Annotated in this window: 17 protein-coding genes and 1 pseudogene; 15 read left to right on the top strand and 3 right to left on the bottom strand. The window is 41.5% G+C overall.

The genetic code is table 11. The features are described from left to right. Positions 1–289: 289 nt before the first annotated feature. Positions 290–476 (top strand): annotated as a pseudogene (locus LC653_RS25195) (ISAs1 family transposase); the annotation flags it as partial. Positions 477–1,028: 552 nt separating this feature from the next. Continuing rightward, on the top strand, positions 1,029–2,231 hold the full coding sequence (locus LC653_RS25200; RefSeq protein WP_229497449.1) for an AAA family ATPase: 1,203 nt from the start codon (positions 1,029–1,031) through the stop codon (positions 2,229–2,231). A 128-nt stretch (positions 2,232–2,359) separates the two neighbouring features. On the opposite strand, the gene LC653_RS25205 is transcribed toward LC653_RS25200, so the two are convergent. Together LC653_RS25205 and LC653_RS25210 are read right to left on the bottom strand one after the other, a co-directional pair. Beyond that, complete coding sequence (locus tag LC653_RS25205) at positions 2,360–3,301, bottom strand: response regulator transcription factor (RefSeq protein ID WP_229497468.1); 942 nt, start codon at positions 3,299–3,301, stop codon at positions 2,360–2,362. A gap of 253 nt (positions 3,302–3,554) precedes the next feature. Beyond that, positions 3,555–5,534, bottom strand: coding sequence for a scytonemin biosynthesis sensor histidine kinase (locus LC653_RS25210; RefSeq protein WP_229497450.1), 1,980 nt, complete (start codon positions 5,532–5,534; stop codon positions 3,555–3,557). Between the two features lie 1,789 nt (positions 5,535–7,323). Between LC653_RS25210 and scyA the strand changes: the two genes are divergently transcribed. The 13 genes from scyA (at position 7,324) to trpC (ending at position 24,301) form a co-directional block, all read left to right on the top strand. Beyond that, entirely contained in the window at positions 7,324–9,207 is a 1,884-nt protein-coding gene (gene scyA / locus LC653_RS25215) for a scytonemin biosynthesis protein ScyA (protein WP_229497451.1), read from the top strand. A gap of 271 nt (positions 9,208–9,478) precedes the next feature. Continuing rightward, a complete protein-coding gene (gene scyB / locus LC653_RS25220; protein WP_229497452.1) occupies positions 9,479–10,540 on the top strand; it encodes a tryptophan dehydrogenase ScyB in 1,062 nt (353 codons plus the stop codon). A 25-nt stretch (positions 10,541–10,565) separates the two neighbouring features. Then, positions 10,566–11,537, top strand: a complete 972-nt coding sequence (gene scyC / locus LC653_RS25225) for a scytonemin biosynthesis cyclase/decarboxylase ScyC (protein WP_229497453.1) — start codon at positions 10,566–10,568, stop codon at positions 11,535–11,537. Between the two features lie 56 nt (positions 11,538–11,593). Continuing rightward, positions 11,594–12,898 carry a ScyD/ScyE family protein gene (locus LC653_RS25230; protein WP_229497469.1) on the top strand — a complete coding sequence of 435 codons (1,305 nt, stop codon included), beginning with the start codon at positions 11,594–11,596 and terminating at the stop codon, positions 12,896–12,898. Positions 12,899–12,995: 97 nt separating this feature from the next. After that, entirely contained in the window at positions 12,996–14,378 is a 1,383-nt protein-coding gene (locus LC653_RS25235; protein WP_229497454.1) for a ScyD/ScyE family protein, read from the top strand. A gap of 172 nt (positions 14,379–14,550) precedes the next feature. Then, a complete protein-coding gene (scyF, locus tag LC653_RS25240) occupies positions 14,551–15,732 on the top strand; it encodes a scytonemin biosynthesis PEP-CTERM protein ScyF (RefSeq protein ID WP_229497455.1) in 1,182 nt (393 codons plus the stop codon). A gap of 239 nt (positions 15,733–15,971) precedes the next feature. Next, positions 15,972–16,229 (top strand): hypothetical protein, encoded by a 258-nt coding sequence (locus tag LC653_RS25245; protein WP_229497456.1) that lies wholly within the window; start codon positions 15,972–15,974, stop codon positions 16,227–16,229. A gap of 210 nt (positions 16,230–16,439) precedes the next feature. Then, positions 16,440–17,795, top strand: a complete 1,356-nt coding sequence (locus tag LC653_RS25250) for a glycosyltransferase family 4 protein (RefSeq protein WP_229497457.1) — start codon at positions 16,440–16,442, stop codon at positions 17,793–17,795. 10 nt (positions 17,796–17,805) lie between these two features. After that, the gene (gene tyrA / locus LC653_RS25255) at positions 17,806–18,885 is read left to right on the top strand and encodes a bifunctional chorismate mutase/prephenate dehydrogenase (protein WP_229497458.1); all 1,080 of its coding nucleotides are present in this window, start codon (positions 17,806–17,808) and stop codon (positions 18,883–18,885) included. 12 nt (positions 18,886–18,897) lie between these two features. Then, positions 18,898–19,545 (top strand): DsbA family oxidoreductase, encoded by a 648-nt coding sequence (locus LC653_RS25260; RefSeq protein WP_229497459.1) that lies wholly within the window; start codon positions 18,898–18,900, stop codon positions 19,543–19,545. Beyond that, complete coding sequence (locus LC653_RS25265) at positions 19,539–20,735, top strand: 3-dehydroquinate synthase (RefSeq protein WP_229497460.1); 1,197 nt, start codon at positions 19,539–19,541, stop codon at positions 20,733–20,735. Before LC653_RS25260 ends, LC653_RS25265 begins: the two co-directional genes overlap by 7 nt. 371 nt (positions 20,736–21,106) lie before the next feature. Continuing rightward, a complete protein-coding gene (locus tag LC653_RS25270; protein ID WP_229497461.1) occupies positions 21,107–23,311 on the top strand; it encodes an anthranilate synthase in 2,205 nt (734 codons plus the stop codon). A 156-nt stretch (positions 23,312–23,467) separates the two neighbouring features. Beyond that, positions 23,468–24,301: an indole-3-glycerol phosphate synthase TrpC gene (gene trpC, locus LC653_RS25275; RefSeq protein WP_229497462.1), complete on the top strand. Its 834-nt coding sequence runs from the start codon at positions 23,468–23,470 to the stop codon at positions 24,299–24,301. A 144-nt stretch (positions 24,302–24,445) separates the two neighbouring features. Here the strand turns inward: trpC and LC653_RS25280 are convergent. Continuing rightward, the coding region (locus LC653_RS25280) for a hypothetical protein (protein ID WP_229497463.1) at positions 24,446–24,707 on the bottom strand (262 nt) is incomplete at its 5' end.

Genomic DNA, 24,707 nt, shown 5'->3' on the forward strand with positions numbered 1-24,707 from the left:
GAAAAAAACTGTTTAATTAGACAGTTAAATAATTCGTAATTCGTAATTCGTAATTCGTAATTAAGTTTTGTAATGGGGATTTAACCCCAACACAAAACTTGTCGGTTATAGAACCGGGGGACTTAAACCCACGGAACTAGTTAAAGACTACCACTATAGATGTAAATTAGTTTCTTTTTAATTGATTAAGCAACCTTCTAAAGGTAGAGTTAGTTAGAAGAGGAAGAGAGAGCAATGCCAGGGCAGACGCATCTAAATATTGAAAAAGAGACAAGCTAGCTCTTAGCAAAAAATAACTGAGGGTGAAGTTGTTGCTATAGATGGAAAAACCTTATCTTATGTGGTTATTATGATACAACTAGTAACCAAAGTGAAATCCAAATGGTAAGTGCCTGGGCAACTAGAAATAGATTGGTGCTGGGACAGGTGAAAGCGAATGAAAATCGAATGAAATAACAGCGATTCCAGAAATTTTATAGGTATTAAATAATTCGTAATTCGTAATTCGTAATTCGTAATGACGCTCTCTACGAGACGCTGCGCGTAGCTTGCTTCTCTGTAAGAGTACGCGGACTCGCTAACGCAACGCTTTCGTAAATTTTGTTTTGTAATGGGGATTTAACCCCAACACAAAACTTGCTTTTTTATTGAACCGGGGGACTTAAACCCACGGACAGGAGTTAAAATTCTCTGTAATTATTGTAATAATTAATACTGCATTTTAGTAATTCCACGGCGATGATATTAGTCTTCATCTAGAGATGGATAAATGGCGCAGTTACATCAAGAACTAAAAGTAAGTTCCCACTTAGCAATTGCTTTGCCAAAAAAGTTGACGCAAGTAGTTATTTTGTAATATAGTATATTACATATAGAATGAGTTAAATTAAAAAGGTTTCCTAGCCAGTACAGCACGGTGAAAATAAAATTACCATTTGTACGCAATTAGTTAATATTATGAGAACAATTTTTCAAAATCTCATAGTTAACACAAAATAACTCGATTAACGCTGTATAACTAAACAAATATGGATTTTGACTATTTTAGAAGTAATGAAAGTACTCCTACAAATAATACCCGCCAGAGCTTGCTTGCTAGCGGTTGGCGACCGTTTAACCGAGAATTAGACTGGGGGTTTTTGTGGCAACTGTTGTATAGTGACTCCCGCGAATTAACTCAAAAAACTTTGAGTTTAGCGAGTAATGTTGCTGATGTTTTGGGACGAAATAATTATGCTTGGTGGGCTAATTTACTAAATGTTGTATCTGATAATACCCGCTACGAAGTTGAAAAGTTTTGGAATTACATCACGCCAGATCCTCAATCACCAGATCATCGCTACAAAGATGTTTTGAGTACGGAAACGCCCATCGTCCAATTTGTCAGTCGTAGTAGCATTCCCATTGATTATGTTCTTAATCGACTGCAAGAAATTACTGTACTGCGAGTTTTAGGAGTGTTGGGTAATCCCGACATTATCACCCAGTATTACTCAGAAAGAGATTTTTATTTTCCTATAGAGAAATTTGTTAGCTGGGAACGTTTAGATGTTATCAATACTGTTTATGCTTACTGGGCGAAGCATGACGTTTGGTTACAAATTGATCCCTACGATCGCGGGCGACGACAATATACTTTAATGGCGAAAAATATCGCGCCACTAATTAACAAAGCTACTTACGACTTAGCAGTGATGCTGAGTGGATATCAAAGTCGTGTAGGCAAAGTTCACAGTCAATTTAACATTCGCACATTTCCAGCAGATATCCAAAACTTTACTGATTCTGTACAACAAGCGATTCTGAATCAAAACCAGTTAGCGGTTGTTGTACATGGGCAACCAGGTACAGGTAAAACAGTCTGGACACAGGCAGTAGCAAAAGAAATTCTTGTACCTTTAGGGTATGTAATTTTTATTTTAGATCATGATGCGATCGCTAACTTTGTCCCACCAACTTACATAGAACGTATCTGTATCGTTATTAACGAAGCTGATAATCTAGCGCAAAATCGTGCTTCCGAGGTAGCGCAATACAATAACAAAACCGAACACATTCTGAGTTTGCTGGATGGCACTTTGTATCAGAGTGTAATTGATGAGTCTGGTATTCAGATGCAGCAACGCTTAGTTGTCTTGATGACTTGTAACACTACTGAAAGATTAGATCCAGCCATGTTACGTAAGGGCAGGGTGGATTTAATATATGAGTTTACGCAACTATTTATTTGAAGACGGTAGCATGAATAGTGCCCACTGTCCCCTGCCTTTCTTGTTGAACTACACTACTCGCCACTCCCCACTCCCTACTCCCCGTCTTAGTCATAATCTAAATACCTAAAAATTGCTGTATTTATGCTTTAGCAATTTTGCCAAAGTTTTACCTGTTTTTGCGATACAAGTTGATGCTCTTTGCGCCAAGCCTGGGGAGGTAAACCGTGATGTTGGCGAAACTGGCGGGAGAAATGAGACACATCCTGATAGCCCAATGCTTTCGCTATTTTCTCGACTGTCTGATCATTATTTTGGAGTAGAAAACGTGCTCCCGCCATCCGGCGTTTGACAATCCAGCAGTTTACAGTCTCGCCTGTCTGCTTTGCTACTCGGTTAGTTAAGTAAGCAGGTGAGTAACCAACAGCAACAGCCACATCACACAAAGTAATTCCTTGATGATAATGGGCTTCGATAAAGTCGAAAACTTCTTTTAATTGGGGAATGTAGGGAAAAATTGACTTATGAGGCATCATGATTTCTGTATCAGGGGCTTCTCTACCAGAGGCTGACGCTCCTAACGTCGCTACCGCTTCGCTATCACCAACGCCAACGCCAACGCTAACACCTTCAGCGATCGCTGTAGTATTATCTGCAAATACTGATTGTGGAGCTTTTTCCAATTTCATAGCCCACCAGTATTGAAGAGTAGCTTGCTTTTGCAAGCGAATAGCGATCGCTCTGAGTAATTCATCTAGTGTAGAGGGTTTGGTAAGATAGTCGTCTGCTCCCAATTCCATAGCTTTGCGAACATCTGCTTTGGTACTACTGCCAGTCAGAAAAATGAAAGGAATAATTGCTGTAACAGGATCTTGGCGTAGCGTAGTTAAAACGCTATAACCATCCATATCAGGCATTGTGATATCGCAAATTACTAAGTCGGGTATATGCTCTTGTGCTTGTTGGATACCAGCAAGACCGTTGTCAGCACCTATCGTATCAAAACCTTTAGCCTCAAGACCCTTTAAGTAAAGATTGCGGGTAACGTTATCATCTTCAATGACGAGAATTTTCTTTGGTGATTCATGCATAATTTTTATTACCATAACTTTTTGCAGAAGCTGCTTACTATACTCTTTGGTGAGTATAGGACTCATATTTGATTTTTGAAAAAACTCGCCCTGAACTCGAAAGGGCTAATTCCTTACTCCCCACTCCCCACCTACGCAATAAGTTCAAAAATAAAATCGGATTGCTATATGTAAATAGGCATGAGATTAATTATTTTTTTCCGATAGTTATGATTGTTAAGCTGTTAATTAAGAATTCTCTTAATTTCAACATTCATAACTCGGAACGACTAAACTCTGATTTGATTAATGGCAACATCACAGTAAACGTAGTGCCCACATCAACTTTACTTTCTACAGAGACTTGACCGTGATGTAAATCTACAAGAGTTTTAAGAATTGATAGCCCTAATCCAGTACCAGGTATACTATCAATATTAGTACCACGGTAAAATGGCTCAAATATTCGTTGTTGATCTGTTACTGGAATACCGATCCCCCTATCTTTGACCTGAAAAATTACTTTCTCATTTTTGCAAAAAAGTTTCAAATCAATTGCAATGGGCGAGGAAGAATACTTAATTGCATTGTCGAGTAAATTTTTCAAAATCGGCTCTAACAGTTTTTTATCTATGCAGGCTGTTAAAGAGTTATCTTGACTGACAAAATTAATCGGAATTTGGCTAACGCTCATCTGCATTTGGGCAACTAAATCATTACAGAACCCAACTAACTCAAGTGGTTTTGGTTCACAGTTTATTTTTGCTGCTTCTGCTTTAGAGAAGAACAAAATATCATCCAACATCTGACTGAGTTGTTCGGTAGCTTTTTGAATGTGATCTAGTAGTGGTTGTATTTTTTTCTGTGTACGTTTGTCTACTTCTTCCTTTAGTAAGCTATTAGAAAATGAAACAATATTTAGTGGTGTACGGAATTGATGGCAAACCATAGAAAGAAAACGCGCTCTCAGTTCGCTAAGTTGTTTTGCTTGTTCTAAAGCTTGGTTAAGACCTAATTCTGCATATTTGTAATCGGTAATATCGATGCCTGCAATCATTTCTACTGGTTTTCCACCAAAATCCAGCCCTCCATCCAGCATTGCAACCGCGCAAGCTAGCCAGCGCTCCGTGCCGTTTTTTGTCAGAATATTCATCTCCTGATATTCAAACTTAGCTGCTCCACCCTGCTTACGTATCTGTCTGCCTTTTTTGCTTTTAATCAGTCTGCGAAGATCAAAACCTGTAAGCAGTTCCTCTTCTGTGTAACCAGTGAGTTTCTCCACTGCTGGATTTATGTAGCAAAGTCGCGTGCCTTGAATCAGAAAAGTGCTAACATCTGTCGTTTCTGCTAAAGTCCTAAATCTAGCTGCGTTCAACCGCAATGCTTCTTCAGTCTGTTTCGATTCAGTAATGTCCCAAATACTCCACACTCTACCAATAATTTTGCCTTCGAGCCACTGAGGTTTAGAGTAGTGTGCAAAAACTCTTCCATTGTTCAACTCCAAAATGTCGTAGCTCTCGAAATCAGATTGGCTAGACACTTCCCAAATAAGCCGACTAAAGGCTTGGGGATCTTTAAGTTGATTCTCAAAAAAGGCTTTGCATCGAGGACATTTCTTAGATAGTATTAGGGACTCTGGGATCTGCCACATGTCCACAAATTTCTGATTCAAGCTCAGAATATCTCCCTCAAAGTTAACTGCAACAATACCAATGGCAGTAGACTCGAGAGTAGAACGAAGTAAAGAAAGAGATGTTTCTAGCTCTACTTCTTTTGCCTTGAGTTGATAAAATTCCTGTTGCAAATTGTCTTTGGCATCCCTTAATTCATCAGTCCACTTTTGCACGCTCAGTTCTACTATTTCATCACTTATCTCACGAGCAAAAGCACAGCCAAATTCCATATTTTGTTGTTTTACATGGCTAATGGATATTTCTACCAGAAATATCCGACCTCTTTTTGTCCGGTAGCGAGATTTAAAGGTAAGGGAATTCTGGGAACTAATATCTGACCAATTGTGCAGAGAAAAATCTACATCTATATCATGCAGCCTCATCGAAAGTAATTCCTCACGGGAATACTCAGTCATCCGGCAAGTGGCATCGTTGACGTAGAGAAATTGTGCGTTTTCTCCTAAACAGAACGCAGCATCTACAGCGTGATTTATTAGGAAGTGAGCAAACTTCATCTCTACTTCTGGTTGTAGCACCCATTGATTGTTTGATCTAGCTAATGTATAATCGCCAGAATTCATATTCCTACTTCCTCCTGGTAATCAATCAGTACCATAGCCATTAATGAGTTAATAGTCATAACTTACTAAAATCTTTGGAGCACCGCTAGGCTGTTCAAAAATAAGATTAGTTAGTAAATTAAAAAATATTACTAATCCTGTTAACAAAACTTATCATACCAATAAAAAGTGAATTATTAAACCAAATTTTCCTAAAAAAACTAAATATTTAGTTAAAACTTTTTATTGACTTAAACAGCTTTTTATGAAAACACAAAATTTAGACAAATCAAATCTAGATTAGTCAATAAACCTTATTAGATAAGAATTCAAAACTCTTAATCTATAAGTAAAAAAGGTATTTTAAATTTAAACTAGCCCTGCACCAGAGCTAACTAATGGTTTACCAACCTAAAATTGCCGGGTTTCGACTGGGAAAAAGTTAAAGGATAAAAATTTTTATCTTTTAACCTTTCTGCAACCAAGGACTTTGGCGAACTACTAGTAAACTTAACCAGTTACTCAGAGCAACTTGTCTTGTTAATTGAGATTGTAGCTGGATTTACCCGCCTGCTGTACTAGTGTAAAGTCGTTTGATTTTCAGCATACAGCAGTTTGCTTTTTATGTGAGGTACAAAATGCAGCACTCACGCATTAGATATAAAGAGTTTCTGCCTCCTCCCTCTTGCCTCAAAACCCATAGCTTTGTACTTCATGCAACAGAAAACTGCTGTAAATGAATTTGCAGTGCTGGGCTTGGCTTAGATGAACAAATTTTACTGCTCAATTTATTTTCTTAATTTATCTTAACTTCGTCTCTCAGAAATTTAACTATAGAATTATATGCTTAGTCATCTGTCGTAAGGAGTACATTCGTATCAAAAAATATACGTATATTTTCACGTATATTATTGTGTTTGTTTTTTCATAAAGCAACATTATATTCTTATACTAAATATATGTTAGCAAAATATGTATTATCAAAAACATATTTTGTCAAGTAATTACGTACTGAATGTTTAGTCATCTCTCAAAGGAAATATAAAAAGTTAAGAAACAAGCTACTTCGGAGAAGATCGGACTGTCTCATTAGGGCGCTGGCTTCCCTAGATAACCTTTGCGAAAAAATATAAAAGTTGTGCAAGTCTTAAAGCAAAAGAATTGACACCCCGATCAAAAGATTTTCTATTGTAAATTTGGTAATGTGTCTTAAGTGCGATCGCAGTATATCAATCTTTCAGAATGACTAGGTTGGAAATGTCGCAATCACGATAAAAGCGAAAGAATTGACAGCCTATTCAAAAGATTTTTCATTGCAAATAGGTTTTGATTATAGTAAAGATCACAAAGCAAGCATCTCTGCAAGCGGGTCATTAATTAAGTCAGCGTTATTAAACTTAACTATATGAAGTTTTGTAAAGTTTATGAGAAGTGCTTGAATTAAGCTTAGTTGCTGGTTTATAGACCTTTATATGGTTTAGTTTTTCCCCGCCAACCTACTTAAGCACTGTAGTCATGATAGTAAAAACGAAAGATTTGACACCCTCATCAAAGAATATTTGATTGCACAACAGTCTTTATGTCCCTTATTCTGGTCACAAGAAGCACAGTATTGATTGCTGTATGCTTTTGGTAAAAATTTTTGGTAGTGCGATCACTTGCATCAATCAGCAGCGATTAACCGTTTCTATGAACGACTAAGCTAGGTCATAGCTGTGAAAGCAACAGAGTCGTTTGTATTAAATATTGCCATCACTGTGATTGTAAACTAGAAAGCCTTTGTGTAATTTTATGTAATTGCGTGAAACTAATGAGTCAAAACTATACTGGTTCAAACTCTCCTCTCATCACCACTGAGCCATACAAGGAATTTCCAGCAAACAGATATGTAGAATCTGTGTCTGACGTTTCTCGTCAGGTTGATGAATCGGAGAATAACGGTGGAATTCAGCCTTTTTTAAACGACGAAACACCCCCAACGCTCTCAGTTGCCGATGCGATCGCTCAGATGTTGGTAAATTTGGGAGTAAGCTACGCCTTTGGTGTCGCAGGTGGTGCGATGGCAAGCCTTTGGGGGGCGCTGTCAAATAGCAGCATCGACGTGTTGAACTTCCGCCATGAATCAGGAGCAGCATTTGCAGCGACCGAAGCATACTTTGCCAATAATCGTCCTACTGTAGTTTTTACCACAGCAGGGCCGGGGATCACTAACGCCCTCACCGGGTTATTTGCAGCTCGTGGTGAAGGTGCAAAGGTGATTTTGTTGTCGGCTTGTACCTCAGCACCGCAGCGTGGACGTTGGGCAATTCAAGAAACCAGCACTTACACATTGCCCAGTGGGGGAATTTTTACCCCAGGAGCCTTATTCAACTATGCAATCACTATTGAATCTGCGGCTCAACTACCGCAGATTTTCCGCAAACTTGCTTTGGCTATGGCGCAACCAGGCGGATTTGTCGCCCATTTGAGCATTCCCACCGCAGTGCAGACAAGTTTAGTTGAGAATATATCCTTGCCTCAACTAGATGTTACTCCGTTTCCGATGACTGCTTCAAAACAAGCGATCGCTAAATCTGTAGAGTTATTATCATCTGGCCCCTTTGCTATCTGGGTTGGTTTCGGTGCGCGTGACGCAGCAGAGGAAATTATTGAACTCGCTGAAAGAACGGGAGCAGCAGTCATGTGCTCACCCCGTGGTAAAGGTATTTTCCCCGAAGATCATCCTCAGTTTGTGGGTGTTACAGGTTTAGGCGGTCATGCTTCCGTCTTAACTTATATGGAACAGCAACCTCCACTACGCACACTCGTATTAGGAACCCGCCTTGGTGAACCGACTTCCTTCTGGAGTTCGGCGCTAGTTCCAAAAGGAGGTTTTGTCCATGTAGATATTGATCCCGAAGTACCGGGTGTAGCCTATCCACACGTTGAAACTTTCGCAGTTCGGTCTGATATCAAAGCTTTTGTGGAAGAGTTGTTGCAGCAATTACCAGATGCTCCTGATTCCACAATGCCACTACCTCGTCCAGAACAAAAAGCAATTGAACCTGCACCAGACGTAGATTATCCAGTGCGGCCAGAAGTATTGATGGCAGCAATTCAAAAGATAATTGTTGAAGATAGCGATGCCGTAGTAATGGCGGAATGTGGTAACTCGTTTACTTGGTCAACTCATCTACTCCAATTTTCCGAAGCCAATCGTTACCGAGTCAGCACCGGAGTTGGCGCAATGGGTCACGCCGTCACAGGAGTATTGGGTGCAGCGCTGGCGAACAATAGCAAGGCTGTAGGAATTGTCGGCGATGGAGCAATGCTGATGAATAACGAAATCAGCACAGCTGTGAAATACAAAATTCCTGCAATCTGGATTGTACTCAACGATGCGCGTTACAACATGTGCCATCAAGGGATGAAAATCTTGGGATTAAAGGGCGCAGATGCAACACTCCCACCAACAAACTTCGCCATGATTGCTCGTGGTATGGGAGCAGAAGCGGTTGTAGTCCTCAGAGAGTCAGATATCGAAGCAGCATTACAACAAGCGATCGCATCAAACGTTCCCTTTCTAATCGATGTAGTGATTGACGCTGATCGACCAGCACCCTCTGGTGGACGTAATAAAAGTTTAGCAGCACAAGGAGTTAAATCAAGTTCGGCTAAAAATCCAGCCAAACAAGTTTCATTTCCGATGGTATGACTTTAAAACCTGACAATTTCTTTCAATTGTTATAGACACTAAAACATCTTAACCATTCAGCAAAAGACAAAGGATGAATTTAAAAGTGGTAAAAACTTTATTCCAGCCAAAAAACTATACCCAATCAACTGGAATTTTTGCTTTTTAGAACATTACTCTTTTTTACTTCATCCTATCTTAATATTCCAGAGCGTTTTTGTGTCTATATCTTTACATTTTGTAATGTAAATTACTTTCTCTAACCAATACCAAACAATATCGAGAGGTGAAAATGCTGCTATTTGAAACTGTTAGAGAAATGGGTCACGAACAAGTTCTCTTTTGTCATGGTAAAAATCCCGAAATTAAAGCAATTATTGCTATCCATGACACGACCTTGGGCCCAGCGATGGGAGCTACAAGACTCTTGCCTTATGTCAACGAAGAAGCTGCTTTAAAAGACGCACTTCGTCTGAGTCGTGGGATGACATATAAAGCTGCATGTGCCAACATCCCGGCTGGTGGCGGAAAAGCAGTCATTATCGCTAATCCTGAAAATAAAACAGATGATCTGTTGAGAGCTTACGGACGTTTTGTTGATAGTCTGAATGGGCGTTTTATTACCGGACAAGATGTCAATATTACCCCCGGCGATGTGCGGACAATCAGTCAAGAAACCAAACATGTTGTTGGGGTATCAGAAAAGTCTGGCGGGCCTGCTCCCATAACATCACTAGGAGTTTTTCTAGGAATTAAAGCTGCTGTAGAGTCTCGTTGGCAAAGCAAAAGACTTGATGGCATGAAAGTTGCAGTTCAAGGTTTAGGAAACGTAGGTAAAAACCTCTGTCGCCACTTACATGAGCATGATGTCAAACTTTTTGTTAGCGATGTAGATCCAGTAAAAGCGGAAGAAGCAAAACGGCTTTTTGGCGCAAGTATTGTAGAACCCGCCGAGATTTACTCTCTTGATGTAGATATCTTTGCTCCTTGCGCTTTAGGAGGAATTCTTAATAGTCATACAATTCCTTTTCTAAAAGCTTCTATTATTGCTGGTGCAGCTAATAATCAATTGGAGAATGAGCAACTACATAGTCAAATGCTTGCCAAAAAAGGCATTCTTTACAGCCCTGATTATGTAATTAATGCCGGAGGGCTAATCAATGTTTACAACGAAATGATTGGCTATGACGAAGAAAAAGCTTTTAAGCAAGTGCATAACATTTATGACACACTACTAGCGATTTTTAATATTTCTAAACAGCAGGGAATTACTACCAACGATGCTGCCAAACGATTGGCAGAAGACCGGATTCAGAGCGGTAAGCGAAACAGGACTAAAGCGATCGCAGCTTAATTGTTATTATCTTAAGGAGTAAAAAGTGGAAAAGAATACCTTTGCAACATCAGCTTACATTGCTACTTCACCAGAGAGCGCCTTTGAGTATCTTTGTAGTTTAAAAAACTTAGACGAATGGACGCTTTATAGCCGGATGAAAGAGCAAATTGACGAAGATACCTGGCTCGGAACTGCATCTGGTTATCACAAAAACCTCTATTATCATGTTAAAAAATTAGAAAATCCGCTTTTCTACGGCATTGAGTGGCACTGTGGATTAGAGTATCAGAAATATTTTCAGGTTTACCCAGTTTTGTTATTTCCCACCGACTACATCGAGCCGGGAACAGATGAAAAAGGCGTATACTTCCATTGGTTAAGCTTTGTCGATCCAAAACGGCAAACTCAGATGATTATGCAGGGAATTCACACGGTACACACTTCCGAGTGTCGTTCTCTCAAAGGTAATTTAGAACGCAAGGCTGGTCTGACCTCAGCAGCCAAAGGAAGCCACTTTATCGATACTGACACCATCTATGTTGATGCCCCAATTGAAATCGGCATTGAATACTTAAAAGACCTAAAAAACGTAGACGAGTGGGCACATTTACTGCGACCAAATGGTAATATTACCTCTGATTCCGGTGAATTCAAAGATGAATATGACCAGAAGGTAAAAGTTTCCGTCCGGGTTCATAGTCTGAGCAAATACTACTTGCTTGAACAAGAACACTTTTATCCAGACTACGAATATTATCAGCGTTCTGTAGCGTTACTCATCCCAACCGCTTATGCATTCGCTGATCCCGAAGCTTCAGGTTTCATCCTGCATCGAATCACATTCTGGAAAACAGATGGAACCGTCACCCACGGCAAACTTCAAATTGAAGACTTTGGCGCTGAGAGCATGAACATCAAACGTTTACTCGAAGCCAAAGCTGGAAACCTCAAATCATTTGACCGGGGAATGAGCTATCTACCAAAAACTCCAGAATCACTAGCCATTGGTCATTAGTCATTGGTCATTGGTCAACTAACAAATGACAAATGACAAATGACAATGGACAAAATATGAAACTGAAACAACTTACCATTACTATCCTCACTTTTTGTGTTGCCGCTTTTTCTGGAATCAAAGCTGCCTCAGCTGCATCCTTTTCAGTAATCGCCGACGGTCTATATAACGCTGGAGGTCTGAGCTTTAGCCCTGATGGTAATCTCTATGTTACAGAGGCGGGAATAGGGGGAAGTGGAGGTTGTGTTCCACCAGCAAGCGGTCAAGGCGATTCATTATGCTATGGCACAAGTGGGGCAGTTACCAAAATTGAGAATGGTAAAACCGAACGCATACTTACAGGACTTTCTTCCTTAGCATTACCAGATGGTACTGGAGCCGCCGGGCCTCGTGATATCAAATTTGATGCTCAAGGTAAACCTTATATTCTAATTGGGTATGGCGCTAATCCAGCCTTTCGCGATCGCAATTTAGGTAACACTGACCTCGGTAAAATCATCGCTCCCGACTTTAATACCAATTCCTGGAAGAGTATTGCCGATTTAGCTAACTATGAACTCGCCAATAATCCCGATAGTGGTGATGTCGGTAGCAATCCCTTGGGTTTTGTCATAGATGGCAACAATTTAGTTGCAGTTGATGCCGGTGCAAACGACTTACTCAGTGTTAATACTGGTGGCAGTAATTTGCAGGCGATAGTTGCGTTCCCCCAAGACATATTAGCTAATCCCGTCTTTCCACCCTCCGGTACACCATCTAATGAACCAGCACAGGTTCCATCTCAAGGTGAAGTGGTGCGATCGCCTACGGCGGGGCTTCGCCCATCGCAGTTTGCAACCCAAGCAGTACCCTCAAGTGTGACAAAAGGCCTTGATGGCGCTTATTACATCAGCCAATTTACAGGTTTTCCCTTCCCAGAAGGTGGGGCAAAAATCTATCGAGTCGGTGCTGATGGCAAACCATCAGTATATGCCGATGGCTTTACCCAACTGACAGACTTGGAATTTGATCCTGAGGGCAATTTATATGCTTTGCAGTACGCCAATCAGTCAGCTTGGAAGGGTGATTTTGATGGTTCTGTCATCAAAATAGCTACCGATGGGACACGTACAACTCTTCTGAGTGGGAATGGATTAGAGTCGCCTAGCGCCTTGACTATTGGTGCTGATGGTGCAGTATACGTCACAAACCGAGGCGATCGCCCTGGACTTGGACAAGTTCTCAGAATTGAAAATATCAAATCTGTCCCTGAACCGAGTTCTGCTTTAGGCATATTAGCGATCGGTGCTTTCGGCGTTGGTTGGTTGCACAAGAAGAGAGCTACTAAACCTCCCGTAAATGGAGCTGTGGCGCTCAAGTAAAGAGTTTCAAACCAATCCTGCGTTCTTCAAAGACTGGGATTCGTTGTCTTTAAAACCATAAAAGTTTCCACTTATTTAACTCTCAATCTCCAAAGGTATGAAACTCAAGTCATTTGCTCTTACATCTGTTACATTTTGTTTTGCTGCTATTTGTGGAATACCATCTGTACAAGCTGCAACGCTAACGACAATTGTCGATGGAGTCAGTAATGCACGGGGTGTTAGCTTTGGCCCCGATGGGACTCTTTACGTAGCAGAGCCAGGTATCGGAGGAAACGGGAATTGCCAACCATCTCCAAGTACACTGTTTCAGCCTATCTGTGCTGGTAACACTGGTTCACTCGTTAAAGTTACATCAGACGGCACCAAACAGCGTATACTTAATAACTTTCAATCTTTAGCAGAACAACCCACTGGCAACCAAGGTGCTGGTATTCAAGACATACAATTCGACTCTCAAGGGAATGCTTATCTTCTGACTGGGTTTGCTGGTTATCCAGGAAATCGTGATTTAGAAACACTTAACTTTGGTTCTCAATTCCCTATTCCAGAGCAGCAACTTGTTACTTTTCCCCCATCCACACCCGATAAAGTACTGAATAGCCCGCTTTTAGCACAACTTTTCAAAGTTGACTTGAATAGCGGGAAGCTGGACAGCATTTTCGACTTCGCCAAGTATGAAATCGCTAATAATCCAGATGGTGGGGATGTAGTTAGCAATCCTTTTGATTTGACCGTTAATGGCGACACTGCTTATGTCGTTGACGGGGGTGGGAACGCCGCTTACAAAATCAAACTTGACGGAAGTGAGTCTGAGGTAATTGGAATTCCCAAGAAAGTCCTTAGTGCTTCAAAATTGCCACCTTTACCACCAGGGCAAGAATTGCCTCCAGGGTTAATAGATATACTTCCAGGAGGAAAGATAGCAATTCAATCGGTATCTACAGGTGGCACAATTGGCCCCGATGGAGCCTTGTACGTTGGTGAATATACGGGTTTTCCTTATCCAGAAGGTGAATCGCGGATCTTCCGGATCAGCGAAGATGGGAACCCAGAGGTTTTTCTGGATGGGTTTACGCACATCACTGACCTAACCTTTGATGATCAAGGCAATTTGCTGGTGTTACAGTTCAGCGACAAATCTCAATTGAAGGGTGACTTAAAGTTCCTCCCTGGTTCTCTGATTCAAGTTGCTCCTGATCTAACTCGCACAACCCTCGTCACTGCCGGTGAAGGGCTGGAGTCGGCTGCTGGAATCGATATTGGCCCTGACGGGCAAATATACATCACCAAGCGCGGTGTTGGCCCAGATATAGGATCGGTTGTTCGGGTGGATGGTGTCGTTAGAAAAAGAGTCCCCGAACCTGGTTCAATAGTTGGTTTACTAGCACTTGCTACTGTAGGCGCAACTGCTGCGATCGCCAAGCGCAAACGTCCAGAAAAGTTGGATGAGTTACTACCCAAAGCAGAGATAGTCTAATTCCTCATTACCTGGTGTCAGGTAATAGTTAGAGAATAGGCTGCTGCCTCACACAGAAAGTTGCATTTCAAACAGGAGGCAGCAGCCCGAATATTAGGGTTCCCGAACTGGGACTGGGAACAAAATTAGTCTAGGAAAGAGTATACACTCATACAACCAGGACTTCAAACTCATGGGATTAGTCAAAAATTTATCAATCGGCATTCTCGGTACTGGATTCATGGTGCTGGCAACAGCAGCCCAAGCCAAGGCTGTAACATTAACTTACGACAGAAGTATCGGCGAACCTGGCTTCGGCCCTGGGCAACTGTTTGTTCCCCAAGGTATAGCGGTGGATAGCCAAGGGAATACCCTCATAGCTAACGGACGCGGTATTAACCCAGCGGATGGTACTCCTAACTACAACCTCGGTAACAAAATTGAAAAATTTAGTCCAAGCGGTCAGTATATTGGAGCAATTGGCTCCGGCGGCACAGGACCGGGGCAGTTTGACGAGCCAACAACTGTAGACTTTAATCCAGTAACAGGGGATTTGTATGCAGGTGATGTTTACAACAACCGCGTGAATCAATACGATTCTCAGGGTAACTTTATTAGATCCTTTGCAAATGGAGAATTTACCGGTCTCATACCAGGTAGGATTTTCTTTGGACCATCTGGTGTAACATTTGACAAAGCTGGCAACTTCTACATAGGTGATTTTAACGGCGAAAGGATTCTTAAATTCACCGCAGACGGACAGCCACTTGGTGTAATTGGTGGCACCGCTGGGACTGAACTTGGACAATTCCAAGGTGTAGCAGGTGTAAGAATTTCCCCAGTTAGTGGAAATATCTTTGTAGCTGACCAGTATAACAACCGCGTTCAAGTACTCGATCCAAATGGTAACCCTCTGTTGGCATTTGGTTCAGTAGGTAGCGAACCTGGACAGTTTCTTCAACCAATTGGCATCGAAGTGGACGAAGAAGAGAATATTTATGTAGCTGATTCTATCAACAGCCGCGTACAGGTATTTGATAAAAACGGTAACTTCTTGACTTCCTTCGGTGAAAATGCCCGCGATGCATCAGGTAACCCTGTACCGCCTCCAGCATTAACTGGTCCTCCTTTTGGCAATCCCCTCGACCTCACTCCCGGCAGATTTAACTGGACGGGTGGCACAAGCTACAAAGATGGCAAGCTTTATGTGGGCGATTTCTTCCAAGGTCGCGTCCAAGTGCTAAACGTAGAAGACAGAACTAAAGTACCTGAACCTAGTTCAGCATTGGGTTTAGCATTGCTCGGACTTGGGGCTGCTACCATCACATTGCGGAAACGTGGACAACAAAAGCCAGTCTTCAGTTTAGAGAAGTAACTGGAAAAACAGTGCTGAGTTCTCATGCTTGAGTAGCACTAAAGTGACCGATTCCGAGTTCAGAGGCTGAAGTTCCGAGTTCAGAGGTCGAAGTTCCGAGTTCAGAGGCAATACAGTTCACTTAAGAAAATTGTAGGTTGGGTAGAACGAAGTGAAACCCAACAAAGTCACGGAAGTGTTGGGTTTCGTTCCTCAACCCAACCTACGTAGAGTTGAGTTTTAGGCTTAACTGAACTGTATTGAGTTCAGAGGCTGAAGTTCCGAGTTCAGAGGTCGAAGTTTCGAGTTCAGAGGCTGAAGTTCCGAGTTCAGAGGTCGAAGTTCCGAGTTCAGAGGTCGAAGTTCCGAGTTCAGAGGTCGAAGTTCCGAGTTCAAAGGCTGAAGTTCCGAGTTCAAAGGCTGAAGTTCCGAGTTCAGAGGTCGAAGTTCCGAGTTCAGAGGTCGAAGTTCCGAGTTCAAAGGCTGAAGTTCCGAGTTCAGAGGCTGAAGTGGATTAAACAAAATCTAAAACTTCTGTTTCGTGGGTGCGTTATGCCCTTGGCTAACGCACCATCTCAATAAATTCGGTGCTATACTCTCGGCGGTAACACATCCTACAAACTTTTCTACGAAAATTTCAGGTTATTAAATCCGGAACAAGGGAGTTAAAAGCTGGATAACACAATAAAGCCAACATTATCAAGCTGCTTTCAGCACATTAACAGTTCATGCAAATTCTGATTTATTCATACAATTATCATCCAGAGCCAATTGGTATTGCACCTTTAATGACTGAACTAGCAGAAGGGCTGGTGAAGCGAGGGCATCAAGTGCGAGTAATCACAGGTATGCCTAACTATCCTCAGCGTCAGATTTACGATGGGTATCGAGGGAAGTTATACGTTACTGAACATAAAAACGGTGTCAAAATTCAGCGTAGTTACCTGCGGATTAAGTCTAAACCTAACCTTATAGACAGGCTACTGCTAGAGTTGAGCTTTGTTTTTACGAGTTTACCACAAGCCCTTAAGGGTGAGCGACCTGATGTAATTCTTTTAACAGTGCCGCCGCTACTAGTTTGTTTACCTGCAACCTTAATAGCTTGGCTATACAACTGCCCAGTAGTGCTGAACGTGCAAGATATCCTCCCGGAAGCTGCTGTGCGTGTTGGGCTAATTAAAAATAAGTTGATGATTCAAGCTTTGGAAGCTTTAGAAAAATTTGCCTACCGAACTGTACATACCATTAGCGTGATTGCTGATGGCTTTGTAGATAATTTAATAAATAAAGGTGTACCTGCTAATAAAATTGCCTGCATTCCCAATTGGGTGAATCTAAATTTTATCCGCCCTTTGCCGAAGGAGAATAATTCTTGGAGAGCTACCCATCAACTCGATGATAAATTTGTAGTGCTTTATTCAGGTAATATTGCTCTGACGCAAGGTTTGGAGACAGTAATAGAAGCAGCATCTCGGTTGCGTCATATTAATGATATTGTCTTTGCGATCGCAGGCGAACCCCAAGCCCTCGAAAGGTTGCAAAAACATTGTCTTGTTTGTGGTGCAGATAACGTTTTGCTGCTACCCCTGCAACCGCGAGAAAAACTACCGCAAATGTTAGCAGCCGCAGATGTCGGGTTGATTGTGCAAAAGAGCAATGTGATTTCCTTCAATATGCCTTCTAAAATACCACTGCTGTTAGCCAGTGGTCGCCCAATTGTCGGTTCAGTTCCCGCCGCCGGTACTGCTGCCAAAGCTATCAAAGAAAGTGGTGGCGGTATTATCGTTGAGCCAGAGTCAGCAGATGCTTTAGCTGGGGCGGTGCTGGATTTATATAATCAGCCGGAATTAGCAGCACAATTAGGACGCAAAGGAAGAAAGTTTGCGGTAGAAAACTATTCCTTTGAGCAAGCGCTAGATCGGTATGAAGACTTATTTTCGGATGCGATCGCCAAAAAAGCAACGAATTTGGATCTCTTGCCCGAATTGAGTTCTAAGGAATCACTTGTTGATCAAGACTTTTTGGTACATACCACGTCCCTTGTGCGCGTAGTCTCTCAACGACAAATGACAAATGACAAATGACAAATGACAAATGACTAATTCAGATCAGCTTAAAAAAACTGACCAAAGCTTGATCGCCTTATTGAGCGATCGCATATCATTATTAGCAGCATCAGAACAACCTTCTTTAGATGAACAACTGGCTGATGTGGCTCCCCTACTCGCTCAAGCTGGTATTCCTGAGTCTGTTTGGGCAAGTGTAGTAAATAGTTGTCATGCTACTCTGATTCCTAAATCTGCAACAAATCATGTCACTCCCCGACAAATTACCATCATCGGTGGACACGGCAGGATGGGAAGATTATTTCAAGAGCAGCTTTCGCTTGTAGGTCACAATGTTAGCATTCTCGAACATGAAGATTGGGAATACGCAGATAAACTGTTAAGTCAGGCAGAATTAGTATTAGTAAGCGTTCCTATTGAACATACAGTTGATGTTATCAAGCGTGCAGCGAAATACCTTGGCTCAAATACAGCTTTGTGTGACATCACGAGCGTAAAAACTCAGCCAACTCAGGCGATGCTCGAACACCATTCCGGCCCAGTCATGGGTTTACATCCAATGTTTGGGCCAAATATCAAATCGTTTTTGGGACAAAAGGTGGTAGTGTGCCTAGGTCGAAATGATGATTCATTTCAGTGGTTATTAGACTTTATCAAAAGTAAAGGTGGAGAAGTAATTGTTTGCACGCCTGAAGAACACGATCAAATGATGGTGATTATTCAAGCAACGCAACATTTCTGTAGATTTAGTCTTGGTGTTTTCTTAGCACAAGTACAAGTGGACGTAGAGCAGAGCTTAACAATGTCAACACCTAACTATCGTCAAGAAATTGACATTGTTAAACGTTTGTTTTCTCAAAATCCTAATTTATGTGTTGATATTATGCTAGCTACAGAAGAAAGGTGTAATGCAATTAGCTTTTTAGCTAAGACTTACAGCCGTTTAGCAAGACTGGTAGCAAGGAAAGATAGAGACGCACTAATTCAGGAATTTGAAATTACTCAAAACTTTTTTGAAGAAAAAATCAACGTTTTTCTACAGCCTTTAAATACAACCGATCTCCAACGAGATTTTAAACCCCAGATGCATACAAATATTAGCATTTGAAGGATAAAAACTATGCTGATAGACATCTTTCACGATCCCGTTTGTCCCTGGTGCAGAATTGGTAAAAAGCATCTGTTTGATGCACTGGCACAATGGCCAGAAAAAGAAGTAGATATCCGGTGGCATCCCTTTATTCTCGACAATACCATTCCTGATGAAGGGTACGAATTTCACAGCTTTATGCAAAATAGAAAAGGCATCAAAGCCCAAGAACTGCAATATCTGTTTGATTCTACGCAATATGCAGGTGAGGCTGCTGGAGTCAAGCTAAATTTTGAAAAAATCCGTTTGGCTGTCAATACTAAGCTTTCGCATCGATTGATTACACTCGCACCAGCAAAGGTAAAAAACGATGTCGTAGAAGCCATTTATAAAGCTTACTTTGAAGACGGTTTGAACATCGGAGATATTGAAGTTCTGATTGCCATAGGTAGAGCTTACCAAATGGATTCTAGGGAATTACGCCTACAATTGAGTGATGATGCTACGATTAAAGCTTTCGTAGCGGAATCAATATTTGCTCGACCGAATGGCATCAACAGCGTGCCGTTCTTCATCATCAATAATAAAGTAAAAATAAATGGTTCTCATTCGGTAGAAATGTTCCTTCAAGCTTTCAATTGTGCCACACTTGTAAATATATCAGCAAAAACATGGTAATTGACATTAAGCAAAAAAGTAAATTCAATCTGCAACCAATTCATCAACGTGTTTCGGTTACTTTCAACTATGAGGTTTACTTCACCAAAAATTTATTTGAGTTGAAAAACCCTACCTTAGCCCAAGTAATTACAGCAGATGGGGAGACAAAGCCGAAGAAAGTTGTAGCGATAGTAGACGCAGGAATATTACAACATCAACCGGAATTGGTTAAGCAATTAGTAGCGTATACCAAGTTTTATGCAGAGATAGTAGCGATCGCAGCCGAACCGATGATAATTTCGGGAGGAGAAGCTGCTAAAAACGATCGCAATTTAGTAGATCAAATCCACCAACAGATTGAAGCAGCCGGATTATGTCGCCATTGTTACGTGTTAGCGATCGGGGGTGGGGCTGTATTGGATTTGGTAGGATATGCAGCCGCAACTGCTCACCGGGGAATTCGTCTGATTCGGGTTCCGACGACGGTGTTAGCACAAAATGATTCCGGGGTTGGGGTGAAAAATGGCATCAACGCCTTTGGTAAAAAGAACTTTCTCGGCACATTTGCGCCACCTTATGCAGTTATAAATGATTCTGCCTTTTTGACAACCTTAGACGATCGCGATTGGCGTTCTGGAATCGCAGAAGCAGTCAAAGTGGCGCTGATTAAGGATGCTAGCTTTTTTGATTATATCCACTCTCACAGCCCAGCCCTTGCACGGCGAGACATGGATACTATGCAACAAGTTATTTATCGTTGCGCCCAGTTGCACCTAGAACATATTGCCAATAGCGGCGATCCTTTTGAAATGGGTTCGTCTCGTCCCCTGGATTTTGGACATTGGGCGGCTCATAAACTGGAGCATTTGACAAATTATCGCTTGCGTCATGGCGAAGCAGTTGCGATCGGTATTGCTTTGGATAGCACCTATTCCTATTTGGTAGGATTGCTGGATTGTTCAGAGTGGCAAAAGATATTAAGTACTTTATCGGCGTTGGGTTTCACGTTGTATGTGCCAGAACTGGTTGAGAAATTATCACAATTGGAACATCCTCATTGTCTGTTTCGGGGTTTAACTGAGTTCCGCGAACATTTGGGGGGAGAGTTGACTTTGATGCTGTTACAACGAATTGGAAAAGGAATTGAGGTTCATGAGGTGGATTTGTTTTTGTATAGGCAGGCAATATCGCTGTTGAGGGAGTTTTAGGATTGGATTTTAAACGCTCCAGGTAGCTGAGGGAAGCGCAAAGGAACGCTGAGGTTGTGAGATGATCTACTACTTTTGAGGGAGGCGGAGATTTTCAACCAGCACTATTAGGAAATGTACTAGAAAAGCAGTATAAAAAGCGAATAAATTGACACCTAATCGAAAAATTATTCAATGTCTTACCTGCTTGATATCTAGTATTGTTAAATAAGAAGCAAAAAGTTTTTCATTACATCTTTTAAAAGAATACGCAGGTTTGGATAGTTTGAATTAAATTGACATCGGATTATCTGGATTTGTTTTTAATTTGAAGATAGTTATCAATAATGATTAATGGCTTTTGACTAATAACTCTTCCAGAGATATTCTCTATGATTTTTGATTCCCGTTCCTACAAAACCCTTGGCGGTGTACTTGTTTCTCGCTCCATCACAGAAGTTAAGATGGACACTGCTCTCGAAGACATTCTATTCCACTTAAATTCTCAGCGTGGAGGTTTGTTAAGGAGCAGTTACGAATATCCAGGCAGATACAAAAGATGGGCGATCGGATTTGTCAATCCACCATTGGAATTGACTACACAGGACAATGCTTTTACTTTGATAGCGTTAAATGAACGCGGTCGGGTGCTTTTGCCATTACTATTAGAGTGTTTATCCAACTCAATCCAACTGGAGAAAGTCACCCTAGACAATAACAATGTTGTAGGCTTTGTTAAACCTACCAAAAAACTATTTGCTGAAGAAGAACGCAGTAAACAACCTTCAGCATTTACAGTTGTCCGCGAAATTTTACACACTTTTTCTAGTCAAGAAGACGAGCATTTAGGATTGTATGGTGCTTTTGGTTATGACTTAGTTTTTCAGTTTGAACCAATTACCCAACGTCTAGAACGTCCTACAGATCAACGGGATTTAGTACTTTATCTGCCTGATGACTTGATAGTTGTTGACTACTATCAGCAACGCGCATTTCGTTTACAATATGAATTTGAAACAGCGCATGGCAGCACTAATGGTCTTCCTCGAACAGGTGAGTCTGTAGATTATCAAGGGAAACATCTTCTCCCAAATCAAACTGCTGACCATAAAGTAGGCGAGTATGCCAAAAAAGTTGAGGGTGCGCTCGATTATTTCCGCCGAGGCGATTTATTTGAAGTAGTTCCTAGTCAAAACTTTTTCGAGGGCTATGAAGATGAACCCAGCAAACTATTTGAAACTTTAAAAGAAATAAATCCTAGTCCTTATGGGTTTATTTTTAATTTAGGTGGAGAATATCTGATTGGCGCATCTCCAGAAATGTTTGTGCGGGTTGAAGGTAGACGGGTAGAAACCTGTCCCATTAGTGGCACTATTAGCCGGGGACAAGATGCTCTTGACGATGCCGTGCAAATTCGTCAGTTACTCAACTCCCACAAAGATGAAGCTGAGTTGACCATGTGTACTGATGTCGATCGCAATGACAAATCCCGAATCTGCGAACCTGGTTCAGTACAAGTGATTGGTCGTCGTCAAATAGAATTATACAGCCACCTGATTCATACAGTAGATCACGTTGAAGGGACACTGCGATCGCAATTTGATGCCTTAGATGCCTTTCTTTCGCATACATGGGCAGTTACAGTCACCGGCGCACCCAAAAGAGCCGCAATAGATTTTATTGAACAGCATGAACGTAGCGCCCGACGTTGGTATGGTGGAGCAGTTGGCTATTTAAATTTCAATGGGAATTTAAATACTGGATTAATTCTGCGGACAATCCGATTAAAAGACTGCATCGCCGAAGTGCGAGTTGGGGCTACAGTCCTTTATGACTCCATACCTCAAGCAGAAGAACAAGAAACAATTACCAAAGCTGCTGCTTTATTTGAGACGATTCGTCGTGTAAAGGAAACGAGTCAGAAAATTGATGAATCCAGTTCTATAAAATTAACTAAAATCCTACCTTGTGCCTCAGCTGGCAAACGCATCTTACTAATAGACTACGAAGACTCATTTGTTCATACCCTAGCCAATTACATTCGCCAAACTGGTGCAAGTGTTACTACACTCCGTCATGGTTTCTCAGAATCTCTATTCGATACAGAACGCCCTGACTTAGTTGTTTTATCTCCTGGCCCTGGTAGACCAAGTGATTTTGGGGTTCCCCAGACAGTCGGCGCCCTTCTTCATCGCCAAATTCCTATTTTCGGAGTTTGTCTGGGACTGCAAAGCATCGTTGAAGCATTTGATGGAGAATTGGGAGTCCTCAACTATCCCCAACATGGTAAATCTTCACGGATTTTCGTCACCGATCCTAATTCCGTAACCTTCAAAAATTTACCACAATCTTTTCCAGTGGGTAGATATCATTCATTATTTGCCCTACCGCAACGTTTGCCAAAAGAACTCAAGGTAACAGCGATTTCTGATGACGACGTAATTATGGGCATTGAACATCAGACACTTCCCATCGCCGCCGTTCAGTTTCATCCAGAGTCAATCATGACTCTAGCGGGAGAAGTCGGTTTGGAAATCATTAAAAATGTAGTGCGTGCATATACGCAAGTTGAAGAGTCATTAGTCATTGGTCATTAGTCATTAGTCATTGGTCATTGGTCATTGGGCATGGGTTATTAATTATTCTCCCCTGCTCCCCCCACTCCCCCACTTTGTACAGACGCGATTAATCGCGTCTCTACCCAGACGCGATTAATCGCGTCTCTACCCACTCTCCACTCCCCCTAGCTGCTTATGACTAACCAAGTTGCCCCTCCCCGCCATATTCTTGAAGAAATTGTGTTGCATAAAAGGCAAGAAGTCGCACAAATGCAGCAAGAACTGCCTTTAACCTCCTTGCGACAACAGTTAAATGCAGCCCCGACTGTGCGAAATTTCTTGAATGCTTTGCAAGAAAATCCTAACCAACCTAGCTTAATTGCCGAGGTAAAAAAAGCATCACCTAGCCGTGGGATTATCCGCGCAGATTTTGACCCGGTAGCTGTTGCTCAAGCTTATGAACGAGGTGGTGCAGCTTGTTTATCAGTCCTGACTGACCAAAAGTTTTTTCAGGGGAGTTTTGATAATCTGCGGGCTGTGCGATTACAAGTAGCATTACCCCTACTGTGCAAGGAGTTCATCATTAACCCCTATCAAATTTATTTAGCACGAACAGCAGGTGCAGATGCAGTCTTGCTGATTGCCGCCATTTTATCAGATCAAGAACTCCAAGATTTTTTGCAACTAATTCATGATTTAGGCATGAATGCACTGGTAGAAGTCCATACCTTGGCTGAACTGGATCGAGTGCTAAAGCTTGACAACCTAAGTTTAGTAGGAATCAACAATCGTAATTTAGAAGATTTTACCCTTGATTTAAAAACAACACAGCAACTTTTAGCAGAGCGTCAACAACAATTACAAAGTTTGGATATCACCGTCGTCAGCGAGTCTGGACTGTATACACCTGCTGATTTATCTCTTATCGCTGAAGCTGGTGCGCGTGCAGTTTTGATCGGAGAGTCTTTAGTTAAACAAAGCGATGTAGAACAAGCAGTGCGTAGTTTGCTAAGACTTGATCCTCCCTAACCCTCCTTAAAAAGGAGGGAATTAGAGCAAGCCTTTTTAAGGCGGTTGGGTGGATATTTGGGAAAATAGGTTTTTTGCGGAATCTGGGTAAAGGGGACATTTAAGGGGCAAAATTCCCTTTTCCCTTCCCCCTTAACCCTTTCTTTATTCCCTAACAGAGCTAAAAGACTCATTCACGAGTATCAAAGACTCATTAACGGAGCTAAAAGACTCATTCACGAGTATCAAAGACTCGTTAACGGAGATAAAAGACTCATTCACGAGTATCAAAGACTCATTAACGGAGATAAAAGACTCATTCACGAGTATCAAAGACTCATTAACGGAGATAAAAGACTCATTCACGAGTATCAAAGACTCATTAACGGAGATAAAAGACTCATTCACGAGTATCAAAGACTCATTA

This window comes from Nostoc mirabile CHAB5784, assembly GCF_020829645.1.
Lineage (GTDB): Bacteria > Cyanobacteriota > Cyanobacteriia > Cyanobacteriales > Nostocaceae > Nostoc > Nostoc mirabile.

Excerpts from the sequence above, each read along its gene's own strand:
- LC653_RS25200 (WP_229497449.1), top strand. The coding sequence starts at position 1,029 with ATGGATTTTGACTATTTTAGAAGTAATGAAAGTACTCCTACAAATAAT.
- LC653_RS25205 (WP_229497468.1), bottom strand. The coding sequence starts at position 3,301 with ATGCATGAATCACCAAAGAAAATTCTCGTCATTGAAGATGATAACGTT.
- LC653_RS25210 (WP_229497450.1), bottom strand. The coding sequence starts at position 5,534 with ATGAATTCTGGCGATTATACATTAGCTAGATCAAACAATCAATGGGTG.
- scyA (WP_229497451.1), top strand. The coding sequence starts at position 7,324 with ATGAGTCAAAACTATACTGGTTCAAACTCTCCTCTCATCACCACTGAG.
- scyB (WP_229497452.1), top strand. The coding sequence starts at position 9,479 with ATGCTGCTATTTGAAACTGTTAGAGAAATGGGTCACGAACAAGTTCTC.
- LC653_RS25230 (WP_229497469.1), top strand. The coding sequence starts at position 11,594 with ATGAAACTGAAACAACTTACCATTACTATCCTCACTTTTTGTGTTGCC.
- LC653_RS25235 (WP_229497454.1), top strand. The coding sequence starts at position 12,996 with ATGAAACTCAAGTCATTTGCTCTTACATCTGTTACATTTTGTTTTGCT.
- scyF (WP_229497455.1), top strand. The coding sequence starts at position 14,551 with ATGGGATTAGTCAAAAATTTATCAATCGGCATTCTCGGTACTGGATTC.
- LC653_RS25250 (WP_229497457.1), top strand. The coding sequence starts at position 16,440 with ATGCAAATTCTGATTTATTCATACAATTATCATCCAGAGCCAATTGGT.
- tyrA (WP_229497458.1), top strand. The coding sequence starts at position 17,806 with ATGACTAATTCAGATCAGCTTAAAAAAACTGACCAAAGCTTGATCGCC.
- LC653_RS25260 (WP_229497459.1), top strand. The coding sequence starts at position 18,898 with ATGCTGATAGACATCTTTCACGATCCCGTTTGTCCCTGGTGCAGAATT.
- LC653_RS25265 (WP_229497460.1), top strand. The coding sequence starts at position 19,539 with ATGGTAATTGACATTAAGCAAAAAAGTAAATTCAATCTGCAACCAATT.
- LC653_RS25270 (WP_229497461.1), top strand. The coding sequence starts at position 21,107 with ATGATTTTTGATTCCCGTTCCTACAAAACCCTTGGCGGTGTACTTGTT.
- trpC (WP_229497462.1), top strand. The coding sequence starts at position 23,468 with ATGACTAACCAAGTTGCCCCTCCCCGCCATATTCTTGAAGAAATTGTG.